Genomic DNA, 12860 nt, shown 5'->3' on the forward strand with positions numbered 1-12860 from the left:
GATTACAGGGCGGCGAGCCGGGCCGCGCCACGACTTTCTATACGGAAACGAAATCGCTCCCACAGCCGGTCGTGGAAGGGCAGCACGATCACGTTGCAGATCGGCTCGACCACGGCCAGCAGGCCGCCGAAGGCCATCGAGCCGGTGGCCCAGTACATGACGCCGAAGGCCACGCCCATGTGCAGGGCCGTCTGGCTCAGTTTTTCGCCAGCCAGGGCGGCCAGGCCCAGGCGGCTGGCGGCGTGGCGGCGGCGGATCGCATGCCAGGCTTTTTCATGCATGGGCAGCAGGGCAACATTGATGACCGGTTCGATGATCGCGGCCAGGCCACCGAGGGCCAGCGAACCCGTCAGCAAGTAGGCGAGGCCGAAGGCGATCGACATATGCGTGCAGACCTGGCTGAATGTTTTGATGGCGGTGAACAAGGGATGCTCCTTTCTGTTGAATTCGCTTATCCTTGATTCAGATAGTAACGATTCTCATTTACAAAAGGAAGTAAAATATTTCAACCGAATCAATAGATACAGACTATTCATAGTCTGTATTACATTGTTATTGCCTCGATGGCGGCGAATCAGCCGCCGGCAGGCCCCGCAGCAAGAGCCACAGGCCGGTCAGCGGGTATGCCAGGCCCAGCGGAATCAGCAAGGCGTGCATCACGTCCAGGCCAAACAGTTCGCGCGCCACGGCAATCCACTGCAGCACGCCGGCCAGCATGCCGGCCACGGCCAGCAGGCGCGGGATCGCCCGGGCGCGGTACAGCAGCAGATACATCAGGGTCACGCCGAGACCGCCCAGCAGCTTGTCCGGAAAGTGCACGCCGTTGCGCAGTCCCGCCAGCAGGGCGCGCGCCGGTTCATAGACGTTGCCGTCGGCGCCGGAGGCGAGGAAGGCGACGCTCAGGCTGCGCATGGCCAGCACCAGCGTGCCTTCGAACAAGCTCGTTGCCAGCGCCGCCGCCACCAGCGCCACGTAGCAGCGGCTCAGCAGGGGCTGCCGAGCGCCGTACAGGCCGCGCAGGGCCGCCGCGATAGCCAGCCCCATCAAGGCCGTGAGCAGCCCCAGCATGACGATCAGCCCCACCTGCAATGGCATGCCGGCCGCGCGCGACAGGAAGCCCGGCGCGGCAAATACTTGCTCCTGCAGCCAGAAATTCGACCAGATGCCCAGGCCAAAAATGCACAGCAGTCCCAGCCCCAGCCATCGCCCCGGCGGGACGGCGGCGCCAGGCTGCAGCGGCGGGGTGGACGGGAGCGCGGCTTGCCGCGTGGCGGTGGAGATTGTTTGCTTCATCGATACACCTTTGTCGGAGTGGGATCAAGCCTGCCGGGGCAGGACCAGTCAGCGCAGTGTCGGCATACGGGCGCGCCGCGGCAAGGCCGATCCGACGCCTCACGCGCCCAGGGGGCCGAAGTGCGCCCATGCGCGATGAGTGACGCGGCCCGGCCGCGTGCGGGGACTATTCCGCCTTGAACAGGTGGAGAAAGGAGCGGCTGACCGGCAGCACTTCCGGCCGGTGCTTCAAGGTCACTTCGGCCGTCTCGTGGGCGCCGCGCACGACTTGGCGGATGGCATGCAGGTTGACCACCACGGCGCGGTGGATTTGCTGGAACTGCCCGGGATCGAGCTGCACCAGCAATTCCTTGAGCGAATTGCGCAGCAAGGCTTCGGCGGGCTGGCCGCCGTCGCGCCAGGCCACCAGCGTGTACTTGTCGTCGGACTTCAGGTAATCGACGTCATCGACGGGGATCAGCCGCACGGCCGTGCCCACGCTGGCGCGCAGCCAGCGCAGCGGCGCTGGCGCCGGTTCCGGCGCGGGGGCGGCCTGCAGGTAGGCCGCCAGCTGTTGCAACAGCGTCTCGTTGAGGGCTCCGGGCCGGGCCGCCGCCAGGCGTTCGCGCAAGCGCGTCACGGTACCGGCCAGGCGGGCCAGCTGCACCGGCTTGACCAGGTAGTCGAGCACGCCCTGCTCGAAGGCCCGCAGCGCATACTGGTCGTAGGCGGTGACAAACACCAGGTGGGCGCGGCGGCCGATCTGGCTGGCCACGTCGACGCCGGACAGGCCAGGCATGTGCACGTCGAGGAAGCAGACGGCCGGCCGGTGCCGCTCGAACAGCTCGAGCGCCTCCGGCCCGTTGCGCGCTTCGGCCACGACGTGCAGCTCCGGCCAGCACTCGGCCAGCTGGCGCCGCAGGCTGGCGCGCAGCAGCGGTTCATCGTCGGCAATCAGGGCGGTCAGCTTCATGGCCATGCGGGACAGTCTATGGAAACACGGAATCCGTGGGGAGCCAGTTCGCTGATGCGCAAGGCCGCTTCGCCGCCAAACATCAGCGCCAGGCGCTCGCGCAGGCTGCCCAGTCCCGTGCCCAGGCCGGGGCTGCCCGCTTGCAGGCCCGCTCCGGTATCGCTGACCTCGATATGGCAACGGCCATGCGATTCGGTAATGAGCACGTCGATGCGCCCGCCATCGAGGCTGGGATCGATGCCATGGCGCACCGCGTTCTCGACCAGGGTCATCAAGGTCATGGGCGGGCATTGCAGTCTTTCGCAGCCGGGCGCGACATCGATGCCGAACTGCAGGCGGTCTGGCATGCGCAGCTGCATCAGCACCAGGTAGGCGCGCACCATTTCCAGTTCCTGTTCCAGGCGGGTGGCCGCTTCGCTCAGGCGCGGCACGGCGGCCCGCAGATACGTGACCAGGTGCGCCAGGACGGGCGCCGCATGGCTGGAACCCGCATCGAGCAGGGCTTGCAGGCTGGCCAGCGTATTGAACAGGAAATGCGGCTGGACCTGGGCCTGCAGCAGCCGCACGCGCGCATCGCGGGCCTGGCGTTCCAGCTCGCCGCGCCGGCGCTCGGCTTCGCGCACGCGGGCGTCGCGCTGGCGCAGCAGGGCGGCCATCGCCGTCCATGGGCCGAGCAGCAATCCCAGGAAAGCGAGCGAGACATAGCTCTGCAGCCGCTCCTGCACCTGCCAGAACGGCGGCGCACCGGGCCGGGTATTGAGCAGATACAGGCTGGCCAGGGTCAGCACGATTGCCAGCGCCACGCCCACCACCTGCAACACCCAGCGGGGCAGCCAGCCCGGCAGCCGGCGCGGCCAGCGCTCGAACAGGCCATAGGCCAGCAGCGCCGCCAGCGCCGGCAGGAAGACCGCCATGGCCAGATACCATAACGGGTCTTCCCAGGACAGCGAAAACAGGGCGAATTCGAACAGCGCAGCGAGCCCGGCCACGCACACTCGTCGCGCGGACAGGCAGCTTCGCAGGCCATCGATGGCACAGCGCAGTGTAAGCATGAATGTGACGGCCCCAGGAATGCCAGAAGAGCCGCAGAATAGGGCAAAGCCACGCGCTCCGCAATAGCGGCGGGCGCGAAGCACGCTTTCCTGGGCGCCAGCGACGCCCTGCGGGGCCGGGCCGCGATGGCCCGGAGCACTGGTCGTTGTCGCGGCCATCCCCGTCGAACGCCACGGCATCGCCCCGCGCAGGTCCGGCCAGGCCTGCGCGGCTTGATGCTGCGGCAGTTGAACAAGTCAGCGTATGGCCGTCGCCTGCGACCAGACGGCTTGCCAGCGTCCATCGCGCCACTCATAGCTGTCCATATGCCAGTAGCGGGCGCGCGGCACGGCGTGCCCGCCAAAGATGATTTCCAGTTGCGCCTGATAACGCAGGATGGCGGCCGTGCCGTACAGGCGCACGCTGATCGCTTCCGGCTCCCAGCTCAGGTAGCGCATGTGGCCGGAGGCGATGGCGCCCAGGTAGTGTTCCCGCGACAGCATGCTGCCGATGGGCGTGATCAGCTGGAAGTCGTCGGCATGCAGGATGCGCGCCGCTGGCGTATCGGCGGCCACGAGCGCGCGCAGACGGCTGCGCTCCGTGTGGCGCAGCAAGTCCATCTGCTGTTCTTCAGTCAGTGCGGCATTGAAATCGGTCATGGCGGTCCTGTGGGAGAGAGGGATTGACATTTTGACGTTTTTTGTCCAAAAGTCATGTTGACACTATATGACCATAGTGTCAACATGTCCGCATGACGACCGATACCCCTAAAAGCCAGCAGATCCTCGATGCGGCCCTGGCCGTGTTTTGCCACTACGGCTACCGCAAGACGTCCATGCTCGACATCGCGCAGGCGGCCGGCATGTCGCGTGCGGCGCTGTATCTGCATTTCAGGAACAAGGAAGACGTGTTCCGCGCCGGCTCCGAACGGGCCCATGCCACCGTCATGGCGCACGTGGCGGCGGCGCTGGCCGACCCCGGCCCCGTTTTTGCGCGTATCGAGACGGCGCTGCTGGCCTTCCAGCAAGGCTTGATGGCGGACATTTCCGCCAGCGCCCACGGGCAGGAGTTGTTCGATGCCAACATGACCCTGGCCGCCGACATCACCTTGACGGCGCGGGCAACGCTGCTGGCGTCGCTGGCCCGTGCGCTGGAACAGGCCGAGGCGGCGGGCGACATCGCGCTGCGCCGGGTGGACGCGAGCGCCGCGCAAGTGGCGGCCTTGCTGGTGGCCGCCATGGATGGCATCAAGCACACGCAAGGGGGAGGGGAGGCGTTGCGCCAGGGCATCGCGCTGCAGATGCGCGTGCTGGGCGCGGCGCTGCTGCGCATGTGAGCTTGTTGCCCCCATGCGCAGTCGGCCAAGGCTGTTACGGCAAGGTCTTCAGCACGGTCTTCGTCGGCACGGAGAAAGTATGGTTGTCGTGGCGGTCCCAGTTGATCGACCACGTCATCACGCCGCGGAAGTCCGGATACGCCTGCAGCGGCTTGATGGTGCCGCAATTGAGCAGGCGCGTCAGGCAATTGAGGGCGTTGCTGACGTCGGCGTTCGTCGTGAAGCCCGAGCCGGCCGAGCTGCGCCCCGACGGCACGCCGAAGCCCACCTGGTCCGGACGCAGGCCGGCGAAGGTGTTGCCGCCATAATTAAAGCCTTCGATCAGCATGCGCGCCGTGGCCACCAGCTGGTCCGCCGAGCCCGCCTTGATGGCGCCCGTGGCATACGGCGTGTAGATGTCGCCATTGTTGTAGTACTGCGGGTGCAGCACCGTCAGCTCGCTGCGCAAGGCATTGATGATGGGAATGTAGGCGCCCCAGATGCTGCCGTAGCTCGTGTAGCCACCTTCGACGTACACCCATTCCGGCGCCATCGACAGGTAAAAGCCGCTGCCGACCTTGGCTTTCAGGTTTTTCACGGCGATCGGCAGATAGGTCTGGATGGCGGCGCCTTGCGCCACGCCGTTTTCCAGGTCCAGGTCAATGCCGTCAAAACCGTATTTGGTGATGATGGCGTACAGGCTGTTCGTGAAATTCGTCGCTTCAGCCGTGTTGCCGACGGAAACGGAGCCGTTTTGCCCGCCCAGCGACAGGATGACTTTCTTGCCCTTCGCCCGCTTGGCGGCCACGTCGGCGATGAACTGCGCTTCCGTGCCCGCGCCCGGATCGATGGTCAGGCTGACATTGCCGCCGCCCGCGTTGTCGCCGAACGAGACGACGATCACGTCCCAGTCGTCGCTGACCTGGCTGATCGGGTAGGTGGCGCCGCTGGGATTGGTGAAGTTGTGCCAGTAGCCGATCAGCGCGTGTTTAGCCAGGCCGGTGGGTGTTGGAGTTGGAGTCGGAGTCGGAGTCGGAGTCGGTGTTGGAGTCGGTGTTGGCGTCGGGGTTGGCGTCGGGGTTGGAGTAGGCGTCGGGGTAGGCGTTGGGGTGGGAGTTGGCGTTGGAGTCGGCGTTGGGGTGGGAGTCGGCGTCGGCGTCGGCGTGCCGCAGTCTCCCACCGCCGTCCAGGGCTGGCCGCTGCCGGCGCCGCCGCTGCTGGTCGACGGGTTATTTCCCTGTGTCCACCAGTTGGCCGTGTAATTGATGTTGTTGTAGCTGGCCTGGCCGCCGCCGTTGTAGGCCGTGCCGCTGTTCCACGGCGTGTAGCAGGCCACCGCCTCGGTGCCGCCGGCCAGCAGCCGGCTTGCGCCTGCACCGGCGCCGTCGCTGCCGCCGCAGGCGGCCAGCGTGCCACCGAAGAGGGTAATGATGAGAGTGTTCATGGCTGTCCGCTTCATTGCATCTCCTTGTGTATTTTTGTTGCCGTCCGGCTGGACACCGTCCGAATTTTCAGAGTGCAAGCATTGCAGGTGGTAGTCAACTGGTTTTGTTCTTTGCGCAAGATCACAATACCAGTTGCAGCCTTGCCCCAGAAGATGGGCGATGCGGGCCATACCAGTGCCTGTTTTCCAATGTGCTGGTATGGTGTGCGAAATAGCGCGCGGAGCAGGGCGGGGAAGGGCGGCGGACGCCGGACAAGCTCTTGCGGCGGCCAGGGCGCGGTTTCCTGGCGCAAATCGGCTGTTGGGCAGCACTTCCAGCGCGCCCAGTTGCCCGATGACGAGCACGGCGGCCATGCGCTGCGCCAGGCCATCGTCCTTGTGGCGATCCATGAACTGCTCGATGCCCGCGCCGCCAGGGAGATGAGCGCCCGTCAGCAGCAGCATGACGCTGCGCGGCAAGCTGTCCTGCGGCGTGACGCCATGGACCGGGCTTGCTGGCACAGGCGGACAGAGCTGCCGCGAAAATCCCGGCACGCAGACTCCTATGGATTTGCAATGAATCGTGGGCGTCATGGGCGATGGTGATGCAAGCCATCCGGCACGCGATTGCAGGAGCAGCAAACGCTGCGCCGTACCTTCAACGGAGCGCGTCCGCCATGCCACGCCGGGGCCATTGCCTGCTTAAATCCATCGGCCCGCCGAATACGCCGGCGCACGGCAGCCGTGGCAGATGCAGAGTGCGGCCGAAGTTGCGCGGCCGCACAAGCCGCCGCACGGACGCGCCAGATCCGCGACCAGACACGGCGCAGAGCACCGCTGCAACGTGGCAGGCCAGCGCGCGCACGCAGAACACCCAGTATTGCACCGGCAGACGGGGACGCAGCATTGCCAACGCCAGGAAGCCTGCATGCCAGCCTGGAGTTGGCCAGTGTATCGACGCGCAAACGGATTGCGCGGAACCATGGTGCAACAGTCCGGACGCCAGGCGGCGCGCAAAGGGCTAAAATCGCATTTGCGATTGTACAAGTTGCAAAAAGGGGCATTTGACGAATTCCTCCATAACTTCGCATAATTTATATTATGTCAAATTATGGGCGGAGGTTACAGGTACTTTTGGTGGCTCTCTACATTGATGCGTCCATTGATGACCTCCACGTTAATTTGTACAAATCTGGAGTGGTCAGTTTCGGCATACCTTCATCGGCATTAACTTCCACCACTTAATTTCCATCGTCCCACTCATTCAGAAAATCAGCCAAAATATCACCGTGGCATGCATCAGGTTTGCAAAAACAACCTAATGTCTTTCCCGCCAACTTGTAGACCTCAGATTTTTCTTTATTGGGAAATTTCTCGTAGTCAAAATCATACTTGAACTTTCTTATTACTTCCTCTCTACTTTCACCAGCAGCGAACATCGAGTAAGGATTCCCCCAGTATGAACCGCGTCCAATATATTCATAGGCCGCATTGCTCTTTATTCCTGCAAATCGCTCATCTTTTTTTATGTTAATAACGCGTGTAATCTGAATCCTAATGCGGCGCAAGGGGATATTCAAACTCGAAATTCTTAAAATAGTATCAAAAAAAACCTCATCATCTGCAAATACAATTGCATGAGTCACATCCTGCTCTTCCCAATTATTGGTTTCAACTAACATCCTCGCTTCCAATCTAGGCGAAAAAAAATTCTTGATGAAACCATTGTCGTCATGCGGAAAAATAATTTTATAACCAGTCATCTTGCTAACAATATTTGCGACTTTTCTATCAAACTTAGTTTGACTACGAAATTCAGGAGGGTACAAAATTAGGATCGAGTTCATTTTAAAATAGGTGTTTGACATTCAAATCTAAATCAGTTGTCTTATTTAAATAATCGACTACAAGCCTCCTATGACAATGATGTGGCTCATGTTCACTACACAATAGGCAACCTTGATCTAGTAACTGCGGCTTAATGGACCGCTCAATATTTCGTTTTGCCATAAGATTCAAAAATTTCTCCTCGTATGACTGCCAACTCAATTCACCCTTTTTATATGGATCGAGAATCTCTTTCGTCGGAGTTAAGTCTGGAATATGAATATACTCAGCCGAGCATAATTCTTTCAGAAAAAATCTCAAATCATCTTTTTTTGCGAACCCAGCTAATTGAGATACATTATTCAATCGAACATCAATCAGAGTTTTAACATTTGATGTGCGCAGAAATTTAAAAAATGTTTCAGCATTTTTTTTTGTAAAGCCAATAGTGTAGATATTCATTCTTTAGCCTTTTAGATTATTGTCGCTATAATCTTATAATGGTATCCATCGGTGTGGCGCTCACCCAAACTCACCACAATATAGTTGTTATGAGGAATCTCTCCACTAATAATTTTGTCAAAATCTGGGCAGGTTGAAGGCAGATCATATTCAATATCATTATACGTAAACGTCGCTCTGCGCTTGTCATCGGGCGACAATTTCAGATTGAGGTCATCGACCTCAACCAAGTATAGGGACTGATCTATTTTGTCGCCAAATTCAATTTCTGCTGTACTAATTCGTTTTCCTGGCCCCCATAAGGACTCCGGCTGATCGACGTATTGTGGAATGTCGGCGACGCCTATCTTATAATTTTGGACCCATCCAGGTTCGCAAAGTACATTTTCAGGCTGATGCTTTAAAGGAACTGGCTGCGCAATGTTCATAATAATTTTTTGCAATGGACGACACAAATATCGGCCATTATGAACATTTGTAAATGATGCTTGATCGCGACTGATTGCTTCCCCCGTAGCATCAGCTACAAGCCGCACCCAGCGACCAGTTTTCAGCGACTTTCCTGCGACACATCTTAATTTATGCTTGTAGGAATTTGCAAGGATCAATATTGTTTCCTTCATATACACTCCGGTCACCATGCACGATAGCCCAAGCCGGTAATCATGGTCAGAACCATTGTAGCAAAAAAACAATTCCATCAGGAATCTTTCGCATTTATCAACTTCATGAGTTAAAGTCACCACGCTTTGCACGAGCACAGATGCCATGGCAACGAAATTCATCCTTGAAGCATCGCTCACATACGCGTTGTCGCAAGCAGTAGCGAGCCTGCTGGACAGCCCATTTAGGAACTCCGAGCATATACATAAAGTCGCCTAAAACGCTAGTTCGGTTGACCGCCCGCCAGTTGGTCCGCCTGGAATTCCGAATAATCCAGTACTGATTGCGGAATTCATCCTCTATTTGCTCAAGTACCCGCAGTGTATTAGCGTCAAAATTTGCCATATCACGTCCCTCCTCCCCATCAATCGAGGTGGAGTAACTGTCAGAACGGACAATCGTCCACCACCTGTGGCAATCCGGGCGCGGTCGCCAGGTACACTACGCCGAGATTGTTGTTGCACCAAGTCTGTAGGCCGTCCATGCAATGGCCTGAAAGCGCCTGGAATGCGATCTGCGCGGCGCGCAGCATGTTTGTACAAAACGGCACCCGCCATACATCGACTTCCGGCACCACAATGCCCCTGGAGCGGAAGTAGCGTTTCTGGTCAAGCGCCCTGCACTGCATTTCCTTGCCGCAGTATTTCGCTATGTAGCTGGCGATCTTGTGCGCCCCGGCCACGCCGAAGCCGAAACGGTGCGGGTCACGCACGTGGACTTGGCCCATTTGCTCACCATTCGGGCCACGCCCCAGGATGCCTTGCCAGATCGAGCGCAGCAGCGCATACATTTGCCGTCCAGCGACTGCCACATGGAAATGCAAAGCACCTCTGGCCTGTTCCTCAATGACCGCTACATAATGAAACTGTTTATGCTTACCAAGTTTTCGACAAAATGCCTTCCAGTGCTTTAATGCAAGTTCGCGGTCCAGCATATTTTCCCTGTAGGTCAACGTCACCATGCGATCAGCACCGATTTGCTTGCAGCACAGGCGTACATTTTTCTTTGCGCGCCTGCCCGCATCATCGTCATTTGCCTCGCGCTGGCTCGACTCACCGCGTTTCGCCCGTGGTTTGCGCCGGAGCGCCGGACCGATGAAGAAACGTTCCTTAACGACAGTAACTTCACACTGTCCATCAGGAAAAACACGGCGTCGTGCCGTGTATGTATCGTTCCAAGTATTCTTAATACCATCATCGTTCCAATAGCTGGGCCTGCTTATATCAATATCTTGCTCAGCAGAAGAGAAATCTATTGACGAAATCGTGCTTTCATCATCTAATTCATTCATTCGGTACTCCTGTGTGGCAGGGTTATCGAAGGCTCCAAGCATTTTGCCGATGCTTGGAGTTTTTTTATTGAAAGAAAGAATTAAGTTCTTTAATGCAAATGCCGAATCTCCTGTGGTGTGCTTAAGTGTCCCTAATATAAATTTAGGCCGCCTTGCGGCGGCCGCCGCTGCAAGCAGCGCGACCGCCGCAAGTTGCCTGTGATAATGTTGTCTTCATGGATGGGGTCCGTATTCGACGTGATACACCTGAGAAATAAATAGCGCTAAAGTCTGCCCGCTAAAACTTTTTAAACTATGCGGGTCGCCCGCATCGAATACCACCTCAGCCAATGGGCTGTTACCCCAACATCAACCACCGATTCCAGATACCCAAAAGATTTTGCCCGCCCTGCGGGCCGCTTGTACTGTCAAGGCCATCCCAGGGCCGCTAATTGAGCGCGGAAGCCACGCGGGCACTCAGGATCAGCACCAGGTCCGTATGCGAGTCGGAGGACGTGCCACCGCCCCAGGAGCGCGGCAGAAATGAGAATCCGCTGTGCGCCGTAGACGAGCGCGTGTCGTCCAGTCCGCCAATAATCACCACTTCGCCATCGGCTATGGTCACGGAGGTTTTCACCTGGCGCTTAAGCAGCGTGGGCGACCCCGTTACGCCATTGACGGTGGATTGAAAGGACGATACCTGCCCGTCGACAGCCAGCGACAAGCGCCCAGGGCCAGCGGCACGCGGCGTCACATCGAGTATCACGCCCGATGGCCGGTAGACGATGTTTTGCACGGCATTGCCCTGATTGTCGCGGCCCGAACTGGCGATAGTGGGCGTTTCGTCCCCGACTGTCAGCAGCAGGTGTTCCGCTTCATCGCCCAGGACACGCGAATTCGATACCTGCTTGAAGCGGCCGTCGGCGCGCAGCGCGTCAAGCACCAGCTGGAAGCCGCCCGCCGACACGCTCAGCGAACCGGTGGACGTGGAAAAGGCCGCGCCAAACCGAGCCGCCAGCGTGGAGGCGACGAGCGACAAGCCCCTTGAGGTGGAGTCGGAGCGCAGCACCTCGACAAACGACGCGGAAACCTCGACGGTGCGGCCCCGCTCATCGAGCGATTCAAGCAAGCGGCGCGCATCGGCTGATCGTGCGGCGGGCACGGAGAGCGCCACGACGACACCGGCAAGCCGCGCATATGGCGTACCAAAGGCCGCATTGAGGGCCGTGACAAGGAACTCGGCGGGCCGGTGGCGCGGCGCATAAAGCTCGACCACATCGAAGGCGGCGCCGTCGCGTTCGGGCACGCCAGCGGCAGAAACGGCGGCAAGGGCCGCTTGCGGCAAGTCGGGCGCGGCCTTATCAGCACTGGCGGGCGCCATTTCCAAGTAATACACCCCGTCTTTGATGCGTGTTCGGATGCCCTGCGCCTTCAGCAGCCCATCCACAAACGCTGGCACCTCTTCCACGGGCAAGGATTTGATGTTGATGCTGAATTGCCGGTCAAGCGCCAGTACTTCCGGCGCGATCACATAGTCGCGCATCAGCAGGTTTTTATACGTCGCCTGCATAAAGGCTACAACAGGCACCGCGGCAAAATTGAGGGTAATGGTGGACGGTCCTAGCGGCTGCGCCGCAATGGGCAGCGAAGCTGCAAGAAAAATCATTGGAAAAAGCAGAACCTTTAACAGCCGATTCATTGCACACCTCCCCTCACCCATAAGTCTGGCGCGATTTGCGCCTCATACCCGCCCGGGAAAACCTTGAATTGCTGCGGCTGGAAAATCACCCGCCCGTCTGAAAGGAGCAAGGTAATCGCGCCCCCGTGATTGAAATAGCCGCGCGCGGTGACGCTGGTCGAAAAGGTGCGCGTGTCAAGCACCGGCGCGGCAACGACAGGAACGGTCGCGCCCGACACAGGGTCTTGCAGGCCCTTGCCGCCAATACTGTGCGTCAGTACCGAATAGGCGCGGGGGACGAAAACGACGCCGAGGGCCACGGCAAGCACAGGGATAAAGACCCATATCGGCAAACGGAAGCGCTGTTTGGTATGGACTTCGGCAGACTTGTACCAGGTGTAGGCCTTTTTCGGATAGGCCCAGTAACTCTTGACCGCATTCTTGAGCCCACCAAGGCCGTCATTGCATGCGTCAAATTCGTAGACCATGGCGCGCTGGCCACCGAACAGGCGGCGAAAATGCTTATGCTTGCCGACCAGGGCGCGCACGGAGCCATCCATTAATTTTGGGTGTTGCGTGGTCAGCCAGATATCGAAACCGTTGTGCCGGTGGACGTTCAGCCACGCCACATGCGGCAGCGGTTTTGATTGGGTGGAGCGTGGCGGAAACGCGCACTGGCATTCATCGATAATGACCAGGGAGCCATGGGGCATGGCTTGCCAGTCAGGGATGACCTCCGATAGCCCCAACTGGCCGACGGAGACAGACAGTAGCGGCATGGCCGCGTGCGGCAAGGATAGTTCAGGGATGCCATGCACGAAGATCGGCCTGGCCTCTTCCGGATGGCGTTCCCACCGCCCCACGAGCGCCGCCAATTGCTGGACCATGGAGAGCGTTTTGCCCGAGCCGGGCACGCCAGTGTTTAGCTCGATCATGGCGCATCCC

13 protein-coding genes are annotated in these 12860 nt (G+C 59.4%); 1 reads left to right on the plus strand and 12 read right to left on the minus strand.

The genetic code is table 11. The features are described 5' to 3' along the window. Positions 1 to 2: 2 nt before the first annotated feature. The 5 genes from AC3RCJ_RS15720 to AC3RCJ_RS15740 all read right to left on the minus strand — a co-directional run bounded on the left by AC3RCJ_RS15720 (position 3) and on the right by AC3RCJ_RS15740 (position 3936). Positions 3 to 425: a DUF2061 domain-containing protein gene (locus tag AC3RCJ_RS15720; protein ID WP_492962930.1), complete on the minus strand. Its 423-nt coding sequence runs from the start codon at positions 423 to 425 to the stop codon at positions 3 to 5. 127 nt (positions 426 to 552) lie between these two features. Further along, the gene (locus AC3RCJ_RS15725) at positions 553 to 1293 is read right to left on the minus strand and encodes a DUF4386 family protein (protein ID WP_492962932.1); all 741 of its coding nucleotides are present in this window, start codon (positions 1291 to 1293) and stop codon (positions 553 to 555) included. A gap of 166 nt (positions 1294 to 1459) precedes the next feature. Further along, positions 1460 to 2245, minus strand: a complete 786-nt coding sequence (locus AC3RCJ_RS15730; protein ID WP_492962934.1) for a LytR/AlgR family response regulator transcription factor — start codon at positions 2243 to 2245, stop codon at positions 1460 to 1462. Next, positions 2242 to 3234 (minus strand): sensor histidine kinase, encoded by a 993-nt coding sequence (locus tag AC3RCJ_RS15735; RefSeq protein WP_492962936.1) that lies wholly within the window; start codon positions 3232 to 3234, stop codon positions 2242 to 2244. The genes AC3RCJ_RS15730 and AC3RCJ_RS15735 overlap by 4 nt, the downstream gene beginning before the upstream one ends. A gap of 300 nt (positions 3235 to 3534) precedes the next feature. Further along, entirely contained in the window at positions 3535 to 3936 is a 402-nt protein-coding gene (locus AC3RCJ_RS15740) for a nuclear transport factor 2 family protein (RefSeq protein ID WP_492962938.1), read from the minus strand. 92 nt (positions 3937 to 4028) lie between these two features. Between AC3RCJ_RS15740 and AC3RCJ_RS15745 the strand changes: the two genes are divergently transcribed. Continuing rightward, positions 4029 to 4613, plus strand: coding sequence for a TetR family transcriptional regulator (locus AC3RCJ_RS15745; RefSeq protein WP_492962940.1), 585 nt, complete (start codon positions 4029 to 4031; stop codon positions 4611 to 4613). 34 nt (positions 4614 to 4647) lie between these two features. On the opposite strand, the gene AC3RCJ_RS15750 is transcribed toward AC3RCJ_RS15745, so the two are convergent. The 7 genes from AC3RCJ_RS15750 to AC3RCJ_RS15780 all read right to left on the minus strand — a co-directional run bounded on the left by AC3RCJ_RS15750 (position 4648) and on the right by AC3RCJ_RS15780 (position 12850). Further along, positions 4648 to 6036: a chitinase gene (locus AC3RCJ_RS15750; protein WP_492962942.1), complete on the minus strand. Its 1389-nt coding sequence runs from the start codon at positions 6034 to 6036 to the stop codon at positions 4648 to 4650. A 1220-nt stretch (positions 6037 to 7256) separates the two neighbouring features. Continuing rightward, positions 7257 to 7883 carry a DUF4326 domain-containing protein gene (locus AC3RCJ_RS15755; protein WP_492962944.1) on the minus strand — a complete coding sequence of 209 codons (627 nt, stop codon included), beginning with the start codon at positions 7881 to 7883 and terminating at the stop codon, positions 7257 to 7259. After that, the gene (locus AC3RCJ_RS15760) at positions 7864 to 8304 is read right to left on the minus strand and encodes a DUF488 domain-containing protein (protein ID WP_492962946.1); all 441 of its coding nucleotides are present in this window, start codon (positions 8302 to 8304) and stop codon (positions 7864 to 7866) included. Before AC3RCJ_RS15760 ends, AC3RCJ_RS15755 begins: the two co-directional genes overlap by 20 nt. A gap of 11 nt (positions 8305 to 8315) precedes the next feature. Continuing rightward, complete coding sequence (locus AC3RCJ_RS15765; protein WP_492962948.1) at positions 8316 to 9074, minus strand: dual OB domain-containing protein; 759 nt, start codon at positions 9072 to 9074, stop codon at positions 8316 to 8318. 278 nt (positions 9075 to 9352) lie between these two features. After that, entirely contained in the window at positions 9353 to 10258 is a 906-nt protein-coding gene (locus AC3RCJ_RS15770) for a rolling circle replication-associated protein (RefSeq protein ID WP_492962950.1), read from the minus strand. Between the two features lie 427 nt (positions 10259 to 10685). Beyond that, positions 10686 to 11936, minus strand: a complete 1251-nt coding sequence (locus AC3RCJ_RS15775) for a type II secretion system protein GspD (RefSeq protein WP_492962951.1) — start codon at positions 11934 to 11936, stop codon at positions 10686 to 10688. After that, positions 11933 to 12850: a zonular occludens toxin domain-containing protein gene (locus AC3RCJ_RS15780; RefSeq protein ID WP_492962952.1), complete on the minus strand. Its 918-nt coding sequence runs from the start codon at positions 12848 to 12850 to the stop codon at positions 11933 to 11935. Before AC3RCJ_RS15780 ends, AC3RCJ_RS15775 begins: the two co-directional genes overlap by 4 nt. Positions 12851 to 12860 lie beyond the last annotated feature (10 nt).

The organism is Janthinobacterium sp. GW822-FHT07H11, from assembly GCF_058798615.1.